This is a genomic window from Pseudonocardia oceanicola, from assembly GCF_047200735.1.
Lineage (GTDB): Bacteria > Actinomycetota > Actinomycetes > Mycobacteriales > Pseudonocardiaceae > Pseudonocardia.
The window spans coordinates 832,020-853,275 of sequence record NZ_JBJZON010000001.1 but is presented as its reverse complement, the minus strand read 5'-3'; the positions used below and the strand labels follow the sequence as shown (position 1 = coordinate 853,275).

Annotated in this window: 18 protein-coding genes; 9 read left to right on the top strand and 9 right to left on the bottom strand. The window is 76.2% G+C overall.

The window, feature by feature from the left end; all coding sequences use genetic code 11:
* Window positions 1–23: 23 nt before the first annotated feature.
* Window positions 24–1,619 carry a Na+/H+ antiporter gene (locus ACL02T_RS03895; protein ID WP_412829238.1) on the bottom strand — a complete coding sequence of 532 codons (1,596 nt, stop codon included), beginning with the start codon at window positions 1,617–1,619 and terminating at the stop codon, window positions 24–26.
* A gap of 42 nt (window positions 1,620–1,661) precedes the next feature.
* On the opposite strand from ACL02T_RS03895, the gene ACL02T_RS03890 reads away from it, so the two are divergent.
* The 4 genes from ACL02T_RS03890 (at window position 1,662) to ACL02T_RS03875 (ending at window position 4,736) form a co-directional block, all read left to right on the top strand.
* The gene (locus tag ACL02T_RS03890; protein ID WP_412829237.1) at window positions 1,662–2,195 is read left to right on the top strand and encodes a YbhB/YbcL family Raf kinase inhibitor-like protein; all 534 of its coding nucleotides are present in this window, start codon (window positions 1,662–1,664) and stop codon (window positions 2,193–2,195) included.
* A gap of 49 nt (window positions 2,196–2,244) precedes the next feature.
* Window positions 2,245–2,826, top strand: a complete 582-nt coding sequence (locus tag ACL02T_RS03885; RefSeq protein WP_412829236.1) for a hemerythrin domain-containing protein — start codon at window positions 2,245–2,247, stop codon at window positions 2,824–2,826.
* A gap of 42 nt (window positions 2,827–2,868) precedes the next feature.
* Window positions 2,869–3,699: a family 1 encapsulin nanocompartment shell protein gene (locus ACL02T_RS03880; protein WP_412829235.1), complete on the top strand. Its 831-nt coding sequence runs from the start codon at window positions 2,869–2,871 to the stop codon at window positions 3,697–3,699.
* A gap of 212 nt (window positions 3,700–3,911) precedes the next feature.
* On the top strand, window positions 3,912–4,736 hold the full coding sequence (locus ACL02T_RS03875) for an alpha/beta fold hydrolase (protein WP_412829234.1): 825 nt from the start codon (window positions 3,912–3,914) through the stop codon (window positions 4,734–4,736).
* Between the two features lie 101 nt (window positions 4,737–4,837).
* Here ACL02T_RS03875 and ACL02T_RS03870 read toward each other — a convergent pair whose 3' ends face one another.
* Window positions 4,838–5,788: a hypothetical protein gene (locus ACL02T_RS03870; RefSeq protein ID WP_412829233.1), complete on the bottom strand. Its 951-nt coding sequence runs from the start codon at window positions 5,786–5,788 to the stop codon at window positions 4,838–4,840.
* The gene (locus ACL02T_RS03865; protein ID WP_412829232.1) at window positions 5,785–6,429 is read right to left on the bottom strand and encodes a hypothetical protein; all 645 of its coding nucleotides are present in this window, start codon (window positions 6,427–6,429) and stop codon (window positions 5,785–5,787) included. Before ACL02T_RS03865 ends, ACL02T_RS03870 begins: the two co-directional genes overlap by 4 nt.
* A gap of 85 nt (window positions 6,430–6,514) precedes the next feature.
* On the opposite strand from ACL02T_RS03865, the gene ACL02T_RS03860 reads away from it, so the two are divergent.
* Both ACL02T_RS03860 and ACL02T_RS03855 read left to right on the top strand, forming a co-directional pair.
* Window positions 6,515–7,606 (top strand): hypothetical protein, encoded by a 1,092-nt coding sequence (locus tag ACL02T_RS03860; protein WP_412829231.1) that lies wholly within the window; start codon window positions 6,515–6,517, stop codon window positions 7,604–7,606.
* 205 nt (window positions 7,607–7,811) lie between these two features.
* Window positions 7,812–8,891 (top strand): AbrB family transcriptional regulator, encoded by a 1,080-nt coding sequence (locus ACL02T_RS03855; RefSeq protein ID WP_412829230.1) that lies wholly within the window; start codon window positions 7,812–7,814, stop codon window positions 8,889–8,891.
* 54 nt (window positions 8,892–8,945) lie between these two features.
* Here ACL02T_RS03855 and ACL02T_RS03850 read toward each other — a convergent pair whose 3' ends face one another.
* A complete protein-coding gene (locus ACL02T_RS03850) occupies window positions 8,946–9,827 on the bottom strand; it encodes an ABC transporter substrate-binding protein (protein ID WP_412829229.1) in 882 nt (293 codons plus the stop codon).
* 128 nt (window positions 9,828–9,955) lie between these two features.
* On the opposite strand from ACL02T_RS03850, the gene pgm reads away from it, so the two are divergent.
* Window positions 9,956–11,587 carry a phosphoglucomutase (alpha-D-glucose-1,6-bisphosphate-dependent) gene (gene pgm, locus ACL02T_RS03845; RefSeq protein ID WP_412829228.1) on the top strand — a complete coding sequence of 544 codons (1,632 nt, stop codon included), beginning with the start codon at window positions 9,956–9,958 and terminating at the stop codon, window positions 11,585–11,587.
* Window positions 11,584–12,348 carry a polyphosphate--glucose phosphotransferase gene (gene ppgK / locus ACL02T_RS03840; RefSeq protein ID WP_412829227.1) on the top strand — a complete coding sequence of 255 codons (765 nt, stop codon included), beginning with the start codon at window positions 11,584–11,586 and terminating at the stop codon, window positions 12,346–12,348. The genes pgm and ppgK overlap by 4 nt, the downstream gene beginning before the upstream one ends.
* Before the next feature lie 48 nt (window positions 12,349–12,396).
* Here the strand turns inward: ppgK and ACL02T_RS03835 are convergent, their stop codons facing one another.
* The 5 genes from ACL02T_RS03835 to ACL02T_RS03815 form a co-directional block, all read right to left on the bottom strand.
* Window positions 12,397–13,872: a mannitol dehydrogenase family protein gene (locus ACL02T_RS03835; protein ID WP_412829226.1), complete on the bottom strand. Its 1,476-nt coding sequence runs from the start codon at window positions 13,870–13,872 to the stop codon at window positions 12,397–12,399.
* Between the two features lie 48 nt (window positions 13,873–13,920).
* On the bottom strand, window positions 13,921–14,826 hold the full coding sequence (locus ACL02T_RS03830) for an aldose 1-epimerase family protein (protein ID WP_412829332.1): 906 nt from the start codon (window positions 14,824–14,826) through the stop codon (window positions 13,921–13,923).
* Window positions 14,827–14,914: 88 nt separating this feature from the next.
* Window positions 14,915–15,199 carry a nitroreductase/quinone reductase family protein gene (locus tag ACL02T_RS03825; protein ID WP_412829225.1) on the bottom strand — a complete coding sequence of 95 codons (285 nt, stop codon included), beginning with the start codon at window positions 15,197–15,199 and terminating at the stop codon, window positions 14,915–14,917.
* Between the two features lie 512 nt (window positions 15,200–15,711).
* Window positions 15,712–19,302: an AAA family ATPase gene (locus tag ACL02T_RS03820; RefSeq protein ID WP_412829224.1), complete on the bottom strand. Its 3,591-nt coding sequence runs from the start codon at window positions 19,300–19,302 to the stop codon at window positions 15,712–15,714.
* A 3-nt stretch (window positions 19,303–19,305) separates the two neighbouring features.
* Complete coding sequence (locus ACL02T_RS03815) at window positions 19,306–20,577, bottom strand: metallophosphoesterase (protein WP_412829223.1); 1,272 nt, start codon at window positions 20,575–20,577, stop codon at window positions 19,306–19,308.
* Between the two features lie 211 nt (window positions 20,578–20,788).
* Between ACL02T_RS03815 and ACL02T_RS03810 the strand changes: the two genes are divergently transcribed.
* Window positions 20,789–21,070, top strand: coding sequence for a hypothetical protein (locus ACL02T_RS03810; RefSeq protein ID WP_412829222.1), 282 nt, complete (start codon window positions 20,789–20,791; stop codon window positions 21,068–21,070).
* The last annotated feature ends 186 nt before the right edge of the window (window positions 21,071–21,256 follow it).

The following is a 21,256-nucleotide window of genomic DNA, read 5'->3' as shown; positions in this document are numbered from 1 at the left end:
CGACACAGGGCTCCCCCGGGCAATCAGTCGAGCAGGACGGTCCGGAGGTCGAGCCGGCGCAGCACCCGGTCGGCGGCCTCCGGATCGATGCCCGGCTCGCGCCGGGCCGCGAGGACCTCGGCCCGGGCGGCGGCGAGCGCGTCGGCCTCGATCGTCCGGAAGGTGCCGCGGCGGTCCCGGATGGCCTGCAGCCGCTGGCGCTCGTCCTCGGACAGCGACTCGCCGGACAGCACGGCGTCGAGCCGGCTCATCCGCTGCCGGATCGCGGCCTCGACCTCCTCGGGCAGCTCGTCGGCCCGGTCGGCCTCGCCGATCCGCGCGGCCATCCGGTTCAGCGCGGCCCGCTGCGCCCGGCGGGTGATCAGCTTCTCGGCGCGTTCCTCGGCGTCGGCCCGCTCGGCCACCCCGAGCAGCCGGACCAGCGACGGGAGCGTGAAGCCCGGCAGCAGCAGGGTCACCAGCAGCACCGACACCGCGATCAGGGTGAGTTCCGCGCGGGCCGGGAACGGCGTTCCCGACGCCACGGTCGCGGGCAGCGAGAGCGCCAGCGCCAGGGTCGCGAGCCCCCGCATGCCGCACCAGGTCAGCACCACGGCCTCCCGGCCGGTGCGGGGCGCGGCGGACGGGTCGGAGGAGCGGCGCACGGTCAGCCACGCCGCCGTCATCCACAGCGCCCGGATCCCGACGACCGCCAGGCAGACCAGCCCCGCGTGGCCGACCATCCGCGGCAGGTCCGAGCCCGCCTCCTCGACCACCCCGCGCAGGTCCAGCCCGATCAGCCCGAACGCGACGCCGGTGACCAGCAGCTCGACGACGTCCCAGAACGAGCGCTGGACCAGGCGCTCCGCGGCCTCGTCGGCGTCGCCGAGCCGGCGCAGCTGCAGCGCGACCACGACGACCGCCACCACGCCCGAGGCGTGCACCTCCTCGGCCGCGAGGTAGACCGCGAAGGGCAGCACCAGGGTCAGCGCGCTGCGCCCGATCGTGTCGGTGACCCGGGCGAGGACCACCCGCGCCAGCCACGCGACGACGAGCCCGATGAGCACCGCGGCGGCCGCGCCGAGCAGGAAGGACAGCGCCAGCCCGCCGACGGACAGCTCGTCGCCCCGCACGGTGGCCAGCACCGCGGCCTGGAACACGACCAGCGCCGTGGCGTCGTTGAACAGGCCCTCGCTCTGCAGCACGGCGAGCAGCCGGCGCGGGATCCGCACCGGCCCGGCGACGGCCTCGACGGCGACCGGGTCCGGCGGCGCGACCATGGCGCCGAGCGCGACCGCGGCGGTGAGCGTGATGCCCGGGACGAGCGGCACCGCGAGCCCGCTCACGAGCACGGTCGTGACCACCACCAGCGCGATCGCCAGCAGCGCGATGGAGCGCCAGCGGGCCCGGAACAGCGACCACGAGGTCCGCTGGGCCGTGGCGAACAGCAACGGCGGGAGGAACAGGGGGAGGATCAGCTCGGGGTCCAGCTCGAAGGAGTCCGGCAGGCCCGGCGTGAGCGCGACGAGGGCACCGAGCACCACCATCAGCGCGGGCCACGGCAGCCGCAGCCGGTCCCCGACCCCCACCAGCAGCACCGCGCCGAGCATCAGGCCCACGATGAGCAGCAGGTTCTCCACCCGGGAAGCTTCCCAGCCCGATCGGTGCCATCATCCGGGACCATGAGCCACGACCCCTACAGCGACCTGCCCGACCTCCCGACCTTCACGCTCACCAGCGACGACGTGACCCACGGGGGCACCCTCGACACGCCGCACCTGTCGGGCCTGATGGGCGCGGGTGGCGAGGACCGGTCACCGCACCTGTCGTGGAGCGGCTTCCCCGAGGGCACCAAGTCGTTCGCCGTGACCTGCTACGACCCGGACGCGCCGACCGCGTCGGGCTTCTGGCACTGGGCGGTCGCGGACATCCCCGCCTCGGTCACCGAGCTGCCCGCGGGTGCCGGCGACGAGGGCTCCTCCGCGCTGCCGGAGGGCGCCGTCGTGCTGGCCAACGACGCCGGGATGAAGCGGTTCGTCGGTGCCGCGCCGCCACCCGGGCACGGCCCGCACCGCTACATGTTCGTGGTGCACGCCGTCGACGTGGAGAGCCTCGGGCTGCCCGAGGGCGCCACGCCGGCCTTCCTCGGCTTCAACCTCTTCAGCCACGCCGTCGCGCGTGCGAGCCTGGTCGCGACCCACGAGAACAGCGGCTGACCGCACTTAGAACGGGCGCGGCGGGGCCGTTGCGCAGTACGGTCCCGCCGTGCCCGACATCACTGCGCTCATCCTCGACGACCACGAGTGGTTCCGCCGCCGCTTCGCCGAGCTCGACGACCTGCGCGCGGAGGGTGCCGAGCCCACCGCGCTCCGCGCCGTCTGGCGCCCGCTGGCCGACCTGCTCGACGTCCACGCGGAGGCGGAGGAACGCATCTTCTACCCGCAGCTGCTCCGCAAGGGCGAGAACGACCCTGCGGAGGAGACGCTCGACGCCATCGGGGACCACAACGACATCCGCGACGGCGTGCGCGAGGCCGACCGCAACCCCGTCGGCAGCGCAGGCTGGTGGGCCGGCGTCGACCGCGCGCGCGAGGCCAACGACGAGCACATGGGCGAGGAGGAGAACGAGGGCCTGCCCGACTTCCGCCTCAACGCCACGTCCGGCCTGCGCGACGCCCTCGGCCGGCAGTTCACCGAGTTCAAGGAGCAGCACCCGGGCGGACGAGGCATCGAGATCACCGACAAGGACCCCGAGGAGTACGTGGAGACCATCGAGCGGGAGATCCACCCGCCGTCGGACTTCTCCGGCGACGTCTCGCTCGGCATCGGCGGGCTCCGCGACCGCTGACCGACCTCCCCCGTCGCCTCCCCACCACCGCAAGGAGCACACGTGAGCGCACCCTCCGATCATCTGCTCAGGGCGAACGCGCCCATCCCGACCGAGGCCTGGAAGGCGATCGACGACGAGGCCCGCGAGCGGCTCACCCCGCTGCTCGCCGCCCGCACGGTGGTCGACTTCGTCGGCAGCGGCGGCTGGCAGCACTCGGCACGCAGCCTGGGCCGCACGACCGGGCTGGCGGGTCCGCCGCCCGGGGTCACGGGCGGCGCCGGGGTCAGCGCCCGCGTCCGCCGGGTGCTCCCGCTCGCCGAGGTCCGGGTGCCCTTCACGGTGTCCCGCGCGGAGATCGACGACGTCCAGCGCGGCGCTCCCGACCCCGAGTTCGACGACCTCGACCGGGCCGCCCGGGTGGCGGCCGAGATCGAGAACCGCACGGTGTTCCACGGTTGGCCGGCCGCGCACGTCCAGGGCATCGCCCAGGCCGCGCCCTACAAGTCCCTCGCCCTGGGACGGGACTGCCTGAAGTGGCCGGGCGTGGTCGCGCGCGGGGTGGACACCCTGCGCCGCAACGGCATCGGCGGGCCGTTCGTGCTGGCGGTCGGACCGGACCTCTACACCAAGATCGTCGAGACCACGGAGTACGGCGGCTACCTGCTCTTCGACCACCTCAAGCGGATCCTCGGCGGATCGGTGATCTGGGCGGCGGGGGTCGACGGCGCGGTGCTGGTGAGCGAGCGGGGCGGGGACTTCGCGCTCGACGTCGGGCAGGACCTCGCGATCGGCTACTCCCACCACGACGCCGACTCGGTGACCCTCTACATCGAGGAGAGCTTCACCTTCCAGGTGGTCGAGCCCGACGCGGCGTTCGCGCTGACCCTGTGAGGACGTGACGACCGAGGGCCGCGGACCGGGCGATCCGCGGCCCTCCGTCCTCGTGTCGATGGCGGCCCGGCGCCGCCGCGCGGCGCCGCGCGGCACCGAGGGGCGGCCGTTCGGTGGTGGGCCGGCTCGGGGGCGGGGAGTACCGTCCGGTGGCCTCCGCGCGCGAGCACCCGCGTCGGGTGCCGCGCACCGATCGCGGCGAGGAGGTCGTCATGAGCACAGCGATGGAGCGCGTGTCCGTGAACGGAGCCGAGCTGGAGGTCGCCGTCGAGGGCTCGGGCGAGACCGTCGTCTTCGTGCACGGGGCCGCCATCGCGGACTCCTACCTCCCCGTCGCGACCGACCCGATCGTGCGCGACCACTACCGCACCGTCCGGTACCGGCGCCGGGGGTACGGGGGGAGCAGTCCGGTGCAGGGCATCATGACCGTCGCCGAGCACGCGGACGACTGCCGAGCCTTGCTGGACCAGCTAGGGATACGGCAGGCCCACGTGGTCGGGCACTCCTACGGCGGCGCGGTCGCGCTGCAGCTCGCCGTCGACGCGCCCGACGTCGTCACGACCCTCACCGTGTTCGAACCGGGCCTGCTGGCCGTCCCGAGCGGCCCGAGCTTCTTCGAGCAGGTCGCGCCGATCTTCCAGCTGTACGAGCGGGGCGAGCGGGTCGCGGCCGTGAACGCATTCATGACCACCGTGGCCGGCGCGGACTGGCGCAGCAACGTCGACCGCACCGTCCCGGGCGGCGCCGCCCAGGCCGAGAAGGACGCGGCCACGCTGTTCGAGTCGGACCTGCCCTCGATCGGAGCGTGGCGGTTCGACGCCGAGCAGGCGGCGACCCTCAGGCAACCCGTGCGCTACGTGCTCGGGTCCGACACCTTGCCGGTGATCCGCGAGGGGCGGGACCTGCTGCGCTCGTGGCTCTACCGGATGGAGGACGCGGTGCTGACCGACGCCACCCACTTCCTGCAGATGGAACAGCCCGCGGCCGCGGCGGCGGCGCTCGTGGACTTCCTGAAGCGCCACCCCGCCGCCGCGTAGCGCGCTCGTCCGGGCCGCCACGTCGCGGCACGGTCCGGCTGCACACGGCGGAGGGGCCGCGGGAAACGATCCGCGGCCCCTCGTCGTGGTGGTGGCGCTCGTCAGATGGTGAGCAGCCGGTCGAAGAAGCTCCGGTAGCGGCCCAGGGCCAGCCGGAGGTCCTCGGTGGAGGCGGACTCGTTGTTCAGGTCGCGCTCCAGCTCGCTGCGCTGCCGCTGGAACAGCTGCTCCAGCTCGTCGAGCACCTCGCCGACCAGGACGTTCGCGTCCCGGACGGCACCGCGGGGCTCGTCCACGAAGCCGGCCTTCAGCGACTCCCACCGGCGCAGGTAGTCCGCCGAGCGGTCCTGCGGGATGAGGGTCGCGTGGCCCGAGGAGTCGGTCTCCTGGGTGGTGGGCGCGGCCATCGCGTCGGCGCGGGAGCGGCCGGAGTCCCCGGGCCGGGTGTCGCGGTGGGAGTCGCCGGGCGCGTCGTGGCGGTCGCGCGCCTCGCGCAGGCCCGAGCCGCCCTCGTCGCCGGGCATCCGCTCGTCCGGGACGCCGGACCCGTGCGTCCGCACGTCGTGGCCCGTGTCCTGCCCGGTGTCGCGCACCGTGTCCCGCCTCGTGTCGCGCCTCGATTCGTGCGCGGTGTCGTACCCGCTGTCGCGTGCCGGGTCCCGGGTCGTGTCCGGATCCGCGACGCCGGTGGCGCCCTCCTGCCCGCCGCGCAGGTCGACCGTGCGCACGCCCTCGTCGCGGCGGAGGTCGCGGTGCCCGCCGCCCTCACCGGTGTCGTAGTGGCGCTCCCGGGTGTCGACCCCGCCCCGCTCCTCGCGTGCGCCCCCGTGCCCCTCGCCTGTGGCGCCGTGCCCCTCGCCTGTGGGCCCCTCGGGGCCGCCGTGTCCCGGGTCCCGCCCCAGCACCTTGTCCAGGAAGCTGCGGTCGTCGGTCCGGTCCCCGTGGGCGGTGCCGCCGTCGGTCCGGGGGTCGAGCCGGTCCGTCAGCCGCTCACCTCGCGTCTCGTCGGGGTGCCGATCGGGGTGCCGCTCGTGGCCGGTCTGCTCGCTCATGCGCTCGTCTCCTTCCGACGGTCGTCCTGCCCGGTGGCCTCACCAGAGTGCCGGCCGGTGTCGTGGCCGCCGGTGCGGCCGTCGCGGTGCCCGTCGTGCCGCTCGTCGCCGAGGAGCGCCTGCACCAGCTCGCGGTAGGAGGTCACCGCGCCGCGCAGCTCCTCGGTGTCCGCGCGGTGCTCGCGGTTGGCCCGGGCGATCCGCCGGGCCTCGCGGTAGCGCTGCACGACCACCGGGTGCTCGACGGAGATGTCCGCCGCGCGCTGCTCGAAGTCGTCCACGGGGTAGCCGCGGGCGGTCATGACCTCGTCCACCAGCGCGTCGGCCCGGTCCACGGCCCGGTCGGGGTCGTCGACGAACTCGCTCTGCACCTCGGTCCAGCGCCGCTCGAAGGTCTCGCGCTCCCGGTCGTCGAGCGTGCGCAGGCTCAGCCCGCGGTGTCGCTTCTCCCGCTCCGCCAGGACCCGCTCGGTCTCGGCCGGGTCGTTGGTCTCCGACAGATGGCGGTCGTACTCGGGGCCGAAGCGCTCCCGGAGGCGCCGGCTCCGTCGTCGCCCGGCCGTCGACCACGCGAACGCGGCGAGTGCCAGCAGGGCGATCACCACCACGACGATCACTACGATGACTGTGGTGCTGCTCATGGCTGCCGGGTGCCCAACGTGGACCTGCCACAATCGGTGAGCGCCGGATTGATCTGTGACTGCTGCCACACTGAATCGAGTGAGCATGAACCGCTCTGCTCCGGGCACCGACGCGGACACCCCCGAACGTCCGCCGCGCGATCCCGACGACGGGCCGACCGACCCGGAGCCCAAGGACACGGGCGAACGGGTGGAGGCGGCCGCCGACGAACTCTACGGCGTGCCCCCGGACGACTTCGTGCCGGTGCGCGACGAGCTGGTCGCCGAGGCCAAGCAGGTCGGCGACAAGGAGGCGGCCAGGGCCATCGGGCGGTTCCGCCGCCCCACCCAGGCGGCCTGGCTGGCCAATCTGCTCGCCCGCGAACGCGGCGAGCAGCTCGACGCCCTGCTCGACCTGGCCGGGGAGCTGTCCTCCGCCCAGCGGAGCCTCGACGGCGCCCAGCTGCGCCAGCTGTCCGCGCAGCGCTCGAAGCTGGTCGGGGCCATGGCACGGGAGGCCCGGCGGCTGGCCGCGGCCGACGGGCACCGGGTCACCGAGTCCGTGGAGAAGGACCTGCGCGGCATCCTCGAGGCGGCGCTGGCCGACGAGGACGTCGCCGACGAGGTGCGGTCGGGGCGGCTGACCCGCACGGTCAGCTGGTCGGGGTTCGGCTTCGGCGGCGAGACGACCGTGGGCTCGGGGGCCCGCAGACCCCGGGAACGCGACCCGGACGGTGCGCGGCGCCGCCGACCCGCCGGCCGCCCGGCCCGGCGGCCCGGGACCGGGCGCCCGGCCGACACCGGCACGGCCGCCGGAACCGAGGCGGGCACCGAGGGCGGCGCCGAGGCCGAGGAGCGCGCCGAGCGGGAGGAGCGCGAGCGCCGTGAGCGCGAGCGGGCCGAGGCCCGCGAGGCCCTGGACGAGGCCCGCCGTTCCGCCGACGCCGCCGAGGACGCCCACGAGGACGCGGCCACGGCACTCCGCGACGCCGAGTCCGACCGCGACGACGCGACGGCCCGGGTCGAGGAGCTCACCGCCGAGCTGGACCGCGCCAGGCAGGCCCGCAGCGCCGCCGCCGAGGGGGTGAAGGACGCCGCCCGGGCCGAGCGGGAGGCCGGCCGCGCCGCCCGGGATGCCCGGACTGCGCTCTCCCGCGCCGAGGAACGCCTCGCCGAGCTCGAGGAGGACGAGGAGTAGGTCGGGCGAGCGCTCGCGGAGCTCCTGTTCGAGCAGCTTCCCGGTGGCGGTGCGGGGCAGCGGCCCGTCCCACCAGAACACGTGGGCCGGCCCGTGCTCGCGTCGCTGGACCCCGCCGCCGGGCCGCCGTTCGTCCGGGCTGACCGGCACCTGCCACGTGCGTCCCCCTCGCGCGATGCCCTTGGCGCCGTGACAGGGTCGCGGGGTGGCGGAGGAGCGGACCGGGATCGCGCGCTGGGCCCGCGCCTCCCCCTGGGGACGGTGGGTGCTGCTCGTCGCGCTGACGGTCGCCCTCACGGTGCTGCTGCAGGCCCTCGGCGTCCCCTCCCCCGCGCTCTTCGCCGGGCTCGCCGTGGCGACCGTGCTGGCCCTGGCCGGTGTCGGGCCCGCCCGGGTGGCACGCCCGGCGACGTCGGCGGCGCAGGCGGTGATCGGCGTCGTCATCGGCGTGCTGGCCCGGCCGGACACGCTCACCGCGGTGGCCGCGGCCTGGCTGCCGGTGCTGCTGGTCAGCCTCGGGACGTTGGCCGTGAGCATGTCCGCCGGCCTGCTGCTCGGTGTCCACCGCGGAATCTCCCCGCTCACCGGGATGCTCGCGCTCACGGCGGGCGGGGCGTCGGGGCTGGTCGCGATCACCCGCGAGCTCGGCGGCGACGAGCGGGTCGTCTCCGTGATCCAGTACCTGCGCGTGGGCATGGTCACGGCGACCATGCCGATCGTCGCGACGGCGGTCTTCGGGGCCGTCCACCTCGGCGTCGGCAGCGGCACCGGCCCGGCCACGGGCCCGTGGTACCTCGGTGTGGCGCTGGTCGCGGTCTGCGCGCTCGTCGGGGTCCCCCTCGCGAACCGGCTGCACGTGCCCGCGGGTGCCCTGCTGGGCCCCATGGTGATCGCCCTGGTGCTCAGCCTGTCCGGGCTGACGTTCGACGCCTCGCCGCCGGCCCTGCTGGTCGACCTCGCCTACGCGGTGATCGGCTGGCAGGCCGGGCTACGGTTCACCCGGCCCGCGCTGCGGACGGTGCTGCGGGTGCTCCCGCTGGCCGCGGGACTGATCCTCGCCATCGTCGCGGCGTGCGCCGGGCTCGGCCTCGTGCTCTCCGCCGCCACCGGCGCGAGCCTGCTCGACGGGTACCTGGCCACCACCCCGGGCGGGATCTACGCCGTGCTGGCCACGGCGATCTCGTCGGGCGGGGACGTCACCTTCGTCGTGGCCGTCCAGGTGCTGCGGGTGATCCTCATGCTGCTGGTCGCGCCGTTCCTGGCCCGCCTCGTGGGCCGGCGGTAGCCGGCCGACGCTGCGCGGGCCCGGGTTGCGCAGCGCCGGTCGGGGTCGCCCCGCTCAGCGCCGACTGACCCGGCCCGCCGGCGGTGCGGGCACGGCGTCGGGGTGCAGCGCCCACGCGAGCGCCTCCACGCCGTCGACCAGCCCGGGGCCGGCCTGTACCACGTAGGCGGCCGAGTCCATCGCGACCAGCGCGACCCCGGGCAGGTGCGCAGCCACCTCGCCGGCCCGCCGCTCGGCCTCGGCCAGCCCGAACCCGCACGGGGCGACGACGGCGACGTCCGGGCGCAGGGCCGCGAGCTCGCCCCACTCCGCCGCCACGCTGCGGCCGCCCTCCACCGCCGCGAGCGGCTCCCCGCCGGCCCGCCGCACGAGCTCCGGCACCCAGTGCCCCGCGACGTAGGGCGGGTCGGTCCACTCCAGCAGCAGCACCCGCGGCACGGAACGCTCCGCGACCGCCGCCCCGACGGCCGCCAGCCGCCCGCGCAGGCCGCCGACCAGGCGTTCCGCGGCGTCGGCGGCGCCCGCGGCCTCCCCGACGGCGAGGATCGCCGCCAGCACCTCGTCGAGCGTGTGCGGGTCGACGGAGACCACCGCGGCGTCCGTGCCGATGTCCACCAGCGCGTCGGCCACGGTCCCGGCGGGCAGTGCGCAGACCCGGCAGAGGTCCTGGGTGAGGATCAGGTCCGGCCGGGCCGCGGCGAGCGCCGCGCGGTCCAGCTCGTACATCGGCAGACCGGCGGCGGCGCGCTCGGCGACCCAGTCGTCGATCTCCTTCGGCTCCAGCCCCGGCGGGATCGCGGTGTCGACCACGACGGGCACCCCCTCGGGCGCACCCGAGGGGAGGCCGCACTCGAAGGTGCGGGCGACGAGCGCACCGCCGAGGCCCAGCGCCCCGACGATCTGCGTGGCGGCCGGCAACAACGAGGCGATCCGCATGGCGCGGAGGGTAACCCCGCGCGCGTCGGCGACGCGTCCGGATGACCGCGCGGACCGGATGCGGCAGGCTACGGGGGCACCGCGCCGGAGGACCGCCCGGCGGCACGCGGACGATGCGGAGGACGACCATGGCCATCCACCCGCGGGCCGGCACCCCGGCCCGCCCCGAGGACCTCGTCGACGTACCGGCGCTGCTGGCCGCGTACTCCGAGCGGCATCCCGACCCCTCGGTCGCGGAGCAGCGGGTCGCGTTCGGCACCTCCGGGCATCGCGGGTCGGCCTTCTCGGCGACCTTCAACGAGGACCACATCGCCGCCACCAGCCAGGCGATCTGCGAGTACCGGGCGCAGCAGGGCACGGACGGCCCGCTGTTCCTCGGCAAGGACACCCACGCGCTGTCCGACCCGGCGTGGGAGACCGCGGTCGAGGTGTTCGCGGCCAACGGGGTGCGGGTGCTCGTCGACGCCCGCGGCGGCTGGACCCCGACCCCGGCGGTCTCGCACGCGATCCTGACCCACAACGAGGGCCGGACCGACGGCCTGGCCGACGGGGTCGTCGTCACGCCGTCGCACAACCCGCCGCGCGACGGCGGGTTCAAGTACAACCCGCCGGACGGCGGCCCCGCGGGCACCTCGGCCACGAGCTGGATCGCGAACCGCGCGAACGAGCTGCTCGAGGCGAAGCTCCAGGGGGTGCAACGGGTGCCGCTCGACCGGGCCGAGCGCGGGACCCACGACTTCCTCGACGCCTATGTCAGCGACCTGGGGTCCGTCGTCGACCTCGACGCGGTCCGCAGCGCCGGCGTGGTGCTGGCCGCGGACCCGCTCGGTGGGGCCGCGGTGCACTACTGGGGCGCGATCGCCGAGCGCTACAAGCTGGACCTCACGGTGGTCAACCCGGACGTCGACCCGGCCTTCGGCTTCATGACGCTGGACTGGGACGGCAAGATCCGGATGGACTGCTCGTCGCCGTACGCGATGGCCTCGCTGGTCGGCCGCAAGGACGAGTTCACCATCGCCACCGGCAACGACGCCGACGCCGACCGGCACGGCATCGTCACCCGGGACGCCGGGCTGATGAACCCGAACCACTACCTCGCCGTCGCCATCGGCTACCTGTACGCGCACCGGCCCGGCTGGCCGGGCGGCGCGGCCGTCGGCAAGACGGCGGTGAGCTCGTCCATGATCGACCGGGTGGCCGCGGACCTCGGCCGGGAGCTGCTCGAGGTGCCCGTCGGGTTCAAGTGGTTCGTGCCGGGCCTGCGCGACGGCAGCATCGCCTTCGGCGGCGAGGAGAGCGCGGGCGCCTCCTTCCTCCGCACGGACGGCCGCCCGTGGTCGACCGACAAGGACGGCATCATCCTGTGCCTCCTCGCGAGCGAGATCACCGCGGTGACCGGGCAGACCCCCTCGCAGCGGTACGCCGAGCTGACCTCGCGGTTCGGCGACCCCGCCTACGCGCGGACCGACGTCGCCTGCTCCCGGGAGGACAAGGCGAAGCTGGGCCGGCTGGCCGCCGACGACGTCGCCGCGACCGAGCTGGCGGGCGAGCCCATCACCGCGCGCCTCACCACCGCGCCCGGCAACGGGGAGGCGCTCGGCGGGCTCAAGGTCGTGACGGAGAACGGGTGGTTCGCCGCCCGGCCCTCCGGCACCGAGGACGTCTACAAGGTGTACGCGGAGAGCTTCCGGGGTCCCGAGCACCTGGCCCGGGTCCAGGAGGAGGCGCAGCAGGTCGTGACGGGAGCGTTGGGCGGATGACGAAGAAGAAGCACCACGGCCACCACCACGGCCTGGGCATCGACATCGGCGGTTCGGGGATCAAGGGCGCGCCGGTCGACCTGGACAAGGGCAGGTTCGCCGACGAGCGGCTCCGCATCCCCACGCCGCAGCCGTCGACCCCGGAGGCGGTCGCCGAGGTCGTCGGGCAGATCCTCGACCACTTCGACTGGGACGGCCCCTTCGGCTGCACGTTCCCGGCCGTCGTCCAGCACGGGGTCACTCGGACGGCCGCCAACGTCGACCCGTCCTGGATCGGCTGCGACGCCCAGGGGCTGATGCGCGCGAAGACCGGCCGCAAGGCGCTCGTGGTCAACGACGCCGACGCGGCCGGGATCGCCGAGGTCGAGTTCGGGGCGGCCAGGGGCCACCGCGGCGCCGTGCTCGTGTCCACCCTCGGCACCGGCATCGGGTCCGCGCTGATCCTGCGCGGGCACCTGTTCCCCAACACCGAGCTCGGGCACCTGGAACTCGACGGGTACGACGCCGAGACCCGGGCCGCCGACTCCGCCCGCGAGCGCGAGGACCTCTCGTGGGAGGAGTGGGGCGGCCGGCTGACCCGCTACTTCCAGCACGTGGAGAACCTGCTGTGGCCCGATCTCATCGTGGTCGGCGGCGGGGTGAGCAAGAAGTTCTCCCGCTGGCAGCCGTATGTGCAGACGCGCACGCCGATCGTCCCGGCGGAGCTGCTCAACGACGCCGGGATCATCGGGGCGGCGTTGCTGGCGCACGAGGAGCACTGAGGGGAGCGCCGACCGGGACCCCGGCGCCCGGTGGGCCGGTGGCCGGCGTCAGCCCCGCTCGACCAGCTTCTCCACGGTCGCCCGGGCGCCGTCGCGGTGCAGCGAGTCCAGCGCCCAGCGGTAGGCCTCGCGGAAGCGCTCGTTGTCCGCGAGGTCGCCGAACACCGCGGTGTTGCGGATGAACGCCTCCGGGTGCTCGCGCTGGCTGCGGGCCAGCGGGACCAGGGTGTCGGCCAGCCGGTCCTGGACGTCGATCGGCGAACCCTTCTCGTCGACGCCCTCGGCGTAGCGCGCCCAGCTGGCGACCACGGCCGTCGCCCGCTCCATCTCGCCGCCGTGTTCCAGCTGGTGGCGGATCACCGGCAGCACCCACAGCGAGATGCGGTCGGAGCTGCCGAAGTTGATCCGGGCCAGGGTGTCGGCGACACCGGGGTTGGCGAAGCGCTCGATCAGGGTGGTCTTGTAGGCGTCGAGGTCGACCCCGGGGACGTCGAACAGGGTCGGGGTGCCCTCGCGGTCCATGTAGGCGCGCAGGAACCGCGCGAACAGCGGGTCGCCGGCGACCTCGTGCACATAGGTGTGGCCGGCGAGGAACCCGAAGTAGCCCAGCGCCTGGTGGCTGGCGTTGAGCAGGCGCAGCTTCATCAGCTCGTAGGGCACGACGTCCTCGACGAGCTGGACGCCGACGTCCTCGAAGGGCGGGCGGCCCGCCGAGAAGTGGTCCTCGAGCACCCATTGGGTGAAGGGCTCGCACACGACCGGCCAGCCGTCCGCCAGGCCGAACTCGTCCGCGAGGCGCGCCGCGTCCTCGGCGCCGGTGGCCGGGGTGATCCGGTCGACCATCGAGTTCGGGAACCCGACGTGCTCCTCGACCCAGGTGCCGAGCTCCGGGTCCCGCAGCCGGGCGAAGGCGGCGAAGGTGCGGGCGGCGGTGTCGCCGTTGCCCTGGATGTTGTCGCAGCTCATGATCGTGAAGGCGGGCAGCCCGCGCTCGCGGCGCCGGGCGAGCGCCTCGATGACCAGGCCGAACACGGTGGTCGGTGCGGCACCCGGCTGCAGGTCGGCGCGGATCTCCGGGGTGTCCTCGGCGAACTCGCCGGTCACCTGGTCGATGTTGTAGCCGCCCTCGGTGATCGTCAGCGAGACCACGCGGGTGCTCTCGGCGGCCATCTTCTCGATCACGGCCTCGGGCGAGTCCGGGGCGAACAGGTACTCGGTGATCGAGCCGATCACCCGGGGCGCGAGCGAGCCGTCGGGCTGCTTCACGACGAGCGTGTACAGGCCCTCCTGCTCGGTGAGCACCTCCTGCATGCGCCGGTCCCCCGGCAGCACACCCACGCCGCAGATGCCCCAGTCGAGCGCCTCGCCCTCGTTCATCAGGGCGTCGACGTACATCGCCTGGTGCGCACGGTGGAACCCGCCCACGCCGAAGTGCACGATGCCCACGGTGACCGCCGACCGGTCGTAGCGCGGCACCTCCACCCCGTCGATCTCCGGCACCCTGCCCCCGGCCAGAGTCTGCATCGCTGCCCCCTCCTGCGCGTCGACCGTGACCGGGACGACCCTAGCCGCTCACGCCGTGAGCGGCCGGATTCCCCAGCCCGCGGCCCACTCCTCCCCCGGGGCCAGCACCGCGAGGTCGGTACCGGAGTTCAGCGCGTCGGGCGGACAGGTCATCGGCTCGACGGCGACACCCCGGCCGTGCCCGGGCATGTCGGGCGGGGTGAAGACCTGCACCCACCGGAACACCGGCTCGGCCCACAGCTCGACGCCGGCGCCGTCCGGCGCGACGAGGCGGTGCCGGACCAGGTCGTCGCCCTCCGCCGGGGCGCAGTCGCCGAAGGCGGAGTCCAGCTCCAGGCCCTTCAACCGGACCCCCGCGCGCAGCGGGTCGTCGGCGGCGAGCGGCTGGAGCGGGCCCCCGGGCAGCTGGTCGGTGAGCGGGAGCGCGGCGCGGGCGGCGAGGACGAGGGTGCAGTCGTCCGTCGGGGTGTCGCCGACGCGCAGGTAGGGATGGAAGCCGAGGCCGAACGGGACGTCGTCGGACCCGAGGTTGGTGGCGGTGGTGGTGACGGTGAGGCCCTGCTCCCCGACCGCGTAGGTGACGGCGACGCGGACCGGCTGCGGCCAGCCGTTCTGCGGCGGGGCGACGGCCTCGAGCGTGATCGCGGAGTCCGTGCGGTCCGTGGGGCGCCAGAAGGCGTAGCGGAGCAGGCCGTGGATCGCGTTGCCGGCGCCGGGCTCGGTGAGGGCGAGCTGCTGCACCCGCCCCTGCCAGGTCCATCGGCCGCCGGCGACGCGGTTGGGCCAGGGCGCCAGCAGCGATCCCGACCCGCGGGGCGGGCGGACACCCTCGGGCTGGGGCTCGGTGTAGTCGACGCCGGCCACGGAGAAGGAGCGCAGGCCCGCCCCGACCTCGTTCACCGCCGCCCGCGCCGCGCCGGACGCGATCACGAAGTGCTCGCCGCTCGGATCCATCACGGACGCCATCCTGCCGGGTCCGGGGTGGACCGCGGGGCCCGGCACCACTCCCGCACGGGGCGCCCTCACGACGGCGTCGGTGGGATCAGCAGACCGGCCGCGATGGACCGGGCGCCTCCACGGCGGGCACGGCTCGGCTGTCGGGGTGGAGCAGGAAGATGCGGGGGACCCGGCCGCCGCTGCGTCGCCGGCAGGCGGCCACTCCCGGGTAGATCAACGGGGTGATCCGCTCCCGGCCGGTCCGTGCACCCGTGGTGTGCAGGATCAGTCCCGGGGTGCCGTACACCCGCGGGGCGAACCGTCCGGCCGTGCGGCGGGCGAGCCACGTGTCGAGCCCGGGGCCCAGGTGGGGGTAGACGATGGCGAACAAGCGGGTCCCACCGAGAACGCGGAGCAGGTGCGCCGCGGGTGTCCTCCGCAGTCCTCTCCACCGCCGCGACCTTCCGCAACTTCTCCTGCAGGCTCGAGCTTCCGGTACGGGTCATCGGCGGCGTCGAGGACGTCGACGAGGCGGACGCGGTCGTATCCGAGCTACGCCGCTTCGACGCGACCTTCCTGCACGGCCATCTCGCCGCGGAGGGCATCGACGACACTCCCGAGGACATCGCCCGGAACCTCCGGCGTCTGCACATCCGGCGCCTGGAACCCACCCAGGAGCAGGGACCACCCATGCTCGAGGCGGACCTGGTCGGCCTCTGCCGCGTCCCGGCGGTCGCCGCCGCGGTGGGCGCCGCCGCGGTGGGCGCCGCCGCGGTGGGCGCCGCCGCGCGTGGGCGCCGCCGTGTCCGGCGCCGTGTGTCTGTCCAGTCGCCGGTCTCGTCGCCTCGGGGCGGGCACGCGGGCTTCTCGACCACGACGGGCGGCGTCGGTCCGGTTGGCCGGTCAGGCGGGGTGGGCCAGCGGGACGGCGACGGGGGCGGGCGGGCCCAGGTCGAGGACCGTGACCTCCTCGACCGCGCGGTGGGCCAGGCCGGCCAGGTGCTCGTGGTGGGTGAACAGCAGCACCTGCCAGTTCGTGGCCAGCTCGCCGAGCACGGCGAGGGCGGCGGCGGCGCGGGCGTCGTCGAAGGTCATGAGGACGTCGTCGAGCACGACGGGGACGGCCGGCAGCCCGGCGGCCCGGCGTTCCGCCTGCAGCTGGCGGATCCCGGCGAGCCGCAACGCCAGGAAGACCTGGTCCGCGGTGCCCTCGGACAGCTGGTCCGGGGCGAGCTCCTCCCCGTCCGCGCGGGCGGCGACGAGCGTGCGGGCCTCGCCGCCCGCCGGGCGCAGCCCCGAGAAGCGCCCGCCGGTGAGCCGCTCGAGCAGCCGGCCCGCCTCGTCGAGCAGTGGCGAGGAGTGCCGGCGCTCGTAGCTCTCCAGCTCGCGGCGCAGCGTCTCGCGCTGCAGGTGCACGATCACGTACCGCTCCGCGGCCTCGGCGGCCCGGGCGAGGTGCCCCTGCGCCTCGGCGTGCAGCACGGCGGCGCCGTCGGCCCCCTCGAGCACCCGGCGGCGGTCCCGCAGCCCGCCCAGCTGCTCCAGCAGCTCGTCGTGCTCCCGCGCGAGCTCGGCCGCGGCCGCGCGGGACCGCTCCAGCTCCTCGGCGAGCGCGCTCTCCTCGAGCGACTCCGAGGCCGCGACCAGCTCGTCGGCGTCGAGATCGGGGGCCGCGGTCCGGAGCAGGGCCAGCGCCGTGGCCTCCTCCTCCCGGATCCGGACGGCCTCGCGGCCCCGCTCGGCCGCCGCCTCCAGCCCGCCCTCCTCGGGCGCGGCGGTGAGCCACAGCTCCACGGCGAGCCGGTCGAGGCGCTGCCGTGCCGCCGCGGCCTCCCGCCGGACGCGACGCGCCGCCGCCTCGGCCTGCTCGGCCGCGGCGTCGACGTGCCGGGCCGACACGGCCGCCTCCGCCGCCTGCCGGACCCGCTCGACCAGCTCCGGCAGCGCGACGGCCGGGGGCAGCGCGCGGCCGAGGTGACGCTCGGCGAGCGCGGCCACGGCCTTCTCGTGCGCCGAGACCCGCCCCGCCAGCCGCTTGGCCTCCGCGGCCAGGGCGCGGGCGTCGGACTCGGCCCGGACGGCCTCGGCGAGCACCTCCTGGCGGACGCGCCAGCCCGCCGGGCCGGCGTCGGCCGGGCCGCCGGCGGCCCGCAGGGCGTGCCGCCAGCGCAGGAACGCCCGGTCCAGGTCGTGCCGGCGGGCGTCGCTCTCCGCGGCGGCGCGTTCGGCGTCGGCCTGCAGGCGCTGCAGGACCGTGCGTCGGTCGCGCGCGGCGTCGGCCTCCGCCTCGAGGTCCTCGGCGGCGCGCAGCAGCGCGTCGAGGTCGGCACCGGGGCGGGGCCGGCCGGCGGCCCCGAGCGCGGCGGCGAGGGTGGTGGCCTGGGCGGTCTCGTCGGCCGCGAGGCCGTCGGCCCGGGCGGCGGCGTGGTCGCGCTCGGCGAGGGCCTGCCGGGCGGCGAGCAGGCCGCTGCGGACCGTGTCGGCCTCGTCCGGGTGCGGAGCCGGACAGGCGCCCCACAGGGCGATCCACCGCTCGCGCGCCCGGGCACGCTCGTCGGCGGCGGTCCGGGCGGCGCTCTCGGCGGCCGCGTGCTCCTCGTCGGCGGCAGCGGCGTCCGCCCGGGCGCGGGTCAGCTCGGCCATCCGGTCCGCGGCGGTGATCATGCCGTCGGCCAGGGCGTCGGCCTCCCGGACGGCCCGCTCGACGGCGAGTGCGGCCCGGGCGAGCCCGGCCGGGTCCGTGGTCGCGGGATCGCGAACGGCGGCCAGCAGCGCGTCGACGGCGGTGTCGCGCTCCCGCCGGACCGCGGCGAGGGACTCGGGATCGGCCGGCGCGCCGGCGGCGACGAGCGCGTCGAGAGCCCCGCGGGCCGCGTCGCGGCGGTGGGTGGCCCGGTGGACCTCGCGGCGCGCCTGCCCGTCCGCCTCGGCGGCCTGCCGCAGCGCGGTCCGGTGCGCGGCGATGCGCGCGGCGGCGGGCGGCTCGGGGACCGGTGGGAGCGCGCCGGCCGGGAGATCCGTGGCCGGGCTCGTCGGATCGGGTGGCGCCCCGGCCGGGGCGCCACCCGCGCCCTCCCCGGCCGGCTTGGTCTCTCCGGACGCCGCCCGGCCCAGGCCCGTGCCCTCCAGCGCCGTGCGGGCCCGCAGCGCGGCGTCGGCGGCCTCGCGCAGGGCGGCCCGGCGCAGGGCGCACGCCGAGCCCTCGGCCAGGATCGAGCGGCGGGCCTCGGCCACCCGTGCGACCGCGGCCGAGTCCGGCCCCGTCGTGCCCTCCGCGGCCTCCCGGGCAGTACGCCGCGCCTCGCGGTGCTGCTCGGCGGCGCGGTCCTCGGCCGCGGCCACCCGCTCGACCTCGGCGGCCAGCGCGTCGAGATCGGCGGCCCGGTCCGCCGGCACCGTGAGTGCCTCGAGCCGGCGGCGCACGGCCCGTGGCTCGACGCCCGGCTCGATCCGCTCGAGCAACTCCTCGGCGCGCCGCGCCCGGTCGGCGGCGTCGACGCGCAGGGTGCCCAGCCGCTCGGCCTCGGCCTGCCGGGCCTGGCGCTCGCCGTCGAGCCGGTGGATCTGCTCGGCATCGGCCGTGACCGCCGCGTCCACCCGGATCTCGGCCCGTTCGGCGCGCAGCCCGCGGAGCCGGTCCTCGAGCTCGGCGAGCGCCGCCTCGGCCTGGTCCCGCGCCTCCCGGGCGGCGTCGAACTCGGCCAGCCGCGTGGCGTCGAGCACCACGCCGGACTCCGCGAGGTCGGCCAGGTCCGCCCGCAACCGCGCCAGCTCCCGCGCGGCCGGGTAGGCCCGCACCCGCTGCTGCGCCTCGGCGCCGGCGCGGGCCGCGCTCTCCCGGTCCCGGGCCAGGGCGGTCGCCCGGCGCTCGAGCCGGCCGATCTCCTCGGCGAGGGCGGCGACGTCGCCGGCCCGCGACATCTGCTCCGCCGCCGCGGCGTCGGCGTGCTCGTACGCGGACAGCGCACGCCGCAGCTCGACCTTCTGCGCGTTGCGGTGCTCCTTGTAGAGGCGGTCCGCCTCCTCGTCGAGCTCCGCGAGGATCGCCCGGACGTCCCGCCCGCTGCGGGCGGTGAAGACCAGCTCCGCCAGCTCCCCGCCGCCCTCGCAGAGCCGCGCGCCGCCCTCGCGCAGCGCGGCGTGCCCGAGCCCGAAGCTCTGCTGCCAGGTGCGCCGGGCCTGCGCGCCGCCGGGGCCCCAGGGCGCGTCCAGCGGCTCCTCGCCCGGCCCGAACAGCCCACGGGTGGTACGCCGGACGGCGAGCTGCCCACCGGGCAGCGCGACCTCGGCCGCGATCGCCAGCCGGGCCGGCGAGGCGGCGTAGGCGTGCCGGACCGGGCGCGGGAAGCCCCACAGCAGATCCGACACGGCGTCGAGCAGCGTCGACTTGCCGGCCTCGTTGGGGCCGGTGACCAGGGTGAGGCGACGGCCGAGCGCGAGCACCCGGCCCTCGTGCGTGCCGTAGCGCTCGAGGGTCAGCCCGGTGATCCGCACCCGTCAGGCCGCCGATCCGCGCCCGGCCGGGTCGGCGCCGGCGAGCCGGGCCCGCAGCTCCTCCTCCGCCCGCCGGGCCAGCTCGGCCAGCCCGGCCGGGTCGCGCAGGTCCAGCCCCGCCCCGCGCAGCCGCCGGCCCGCCTCGCGTTCGAGCACGGCGACGAGCTCCCCGGCCCGCTCCGGTTCCGCGACGAGGCGCGACGCCGCCTCCGTGACCGCACCCGCCAGCTCCTCGTCCACGGCGGCGACGGCCTCGCCGGGCGCGTCCGAGGCCCGCGGGCTCCGGGTGCGGTTGCGGACCATCTCGACGACGGCGCCGGACTTCTCCGCCACGACGTCGATCTCCGCGCGCAGCCACTCCGCGTCGAGCAGGGCGGGCGCCGCCGGGGTCGGCCCGTCGAGCGTGACCCGCGCCGCGACCGGCCGGGAGCCCGCGGCCAGGCCGGTCTCGCGCAGCCGCGCGTCGAGCGCCTCGAGCACCTCGTCGGCATCGGCGCAGGAGCTCGCGTCGAGCCGGACGTGGGTCCAGCGGGCGACGTCGCACACCTCGTGCCGCAGCTCCGCCCGGGCACCCGGCCCGACCTCGACCACGGTGGCACCCTTGGCCCCGGGTTCGCGGGGGTGCCGGCCCTGCAGGTTGCCGCTGAACGCGGCGACGTGCTCCCCGTCGTCGACCACGCGGCGCTCGTGCACGTGCCCCAGGGCGAAGTACTCGTACCGGCAGCGCGCGAGATCCTCCGGGCTGCAGGGCGCATAGGAGTCGTGCCCCTCCGCCCCCAGCACGGAGGTGTGCAGCAGACCCACGTTGACCAGGCCGGGGATCCGGTCGGGATAGGCCGGGACCAGGTTCTCGAGCACCGCGCGGGTGGCGAAGCCCTGGCCGTGCACGGCCAGTCCCACCTCGTCGAGCACCACGGTCTCGGGCCGGTCCGTGGCGAGCCGGTGCACGTTCGGGGGCAGGCGCAGCGAGCGGGTGATCTCGCTCTCCGCGTCGTGGTTGCCGTTGATGAGGAAGACCGGGATCCCCTCGTCGTGCAGCCGGGACATCTGCCGGACGAAGAAGGCGCCGGTGGCGTAGTCCCGCCAGTCCCCGTCGTAGACGTCGCCGGCGAGGAGCAGCGCGTCGGCCCGCTCCGCGACGGCGAGGTCGACGAGGTTCTCGCAGGCCCGCCGGGTGGCGCGGCGCAGCGTGTCCGCCAGGTCGGAGTCCTCCAGCCGGGACAGCCCGAGCAACGGGCTGTCGAGGTGCAGGTCGGCGGCGTGGACCAGGCGCACTCCGTAACCTCCAGACGGGCGAACTACACGCGTGCGATTCGGGCTGCGCCGAGCGTACAACCGCCCGCCGACAATCCCGGACGTGCGCGACGCCACCCCCCGCGACCTGCGGACCACTGTTCCCGCATGCGAGAATCCGACAGCTCAGCGTCCGATCCCGCCTCGTCTCAGCGCCGACCCGGGGCCCCGTCCCGAGCCCGTGGGAGGCGAGTTGAAGGTCCACCTGTGCGAGCGGTGCTACGCGCCGATCGACACCGCTCGCGAGCGCTACACCACCCTGGCCCACATCGACCGCGTGCTGCCCGACGGCGGCATCGCGTGGGTCCACTCCGCCCTGCACGTCGACCCGTGCGGTGCGCCGGCCCGGGAGCGCTCCGCCGCCGAGCCGGCGGACACCGGCGGGTGGGACCCGACCCGGCGCGGGCACTCCCCGGCCGCCGCGGAGCACGCGGCCCGCCGGGCCCCGGCCGAGGACGTGCGCACCCGGCGTTGACCACGGGTGGCGCCGCGCCGCCGGGGGCGGTCCCCCGGCCGGGGTGCGGCTCGCCCGCCGGAGGCGGGGGTGGTCCCCCAGGGAAATAGGGGGGTCCCCGCGACCCTCCTAGGGGGTTGTCCAGACGCGCGGGAGGCCGCCCGGGCGGAAGTCTCTGAGGGGTCATCAGCGAGCCGGTGCCCCGGC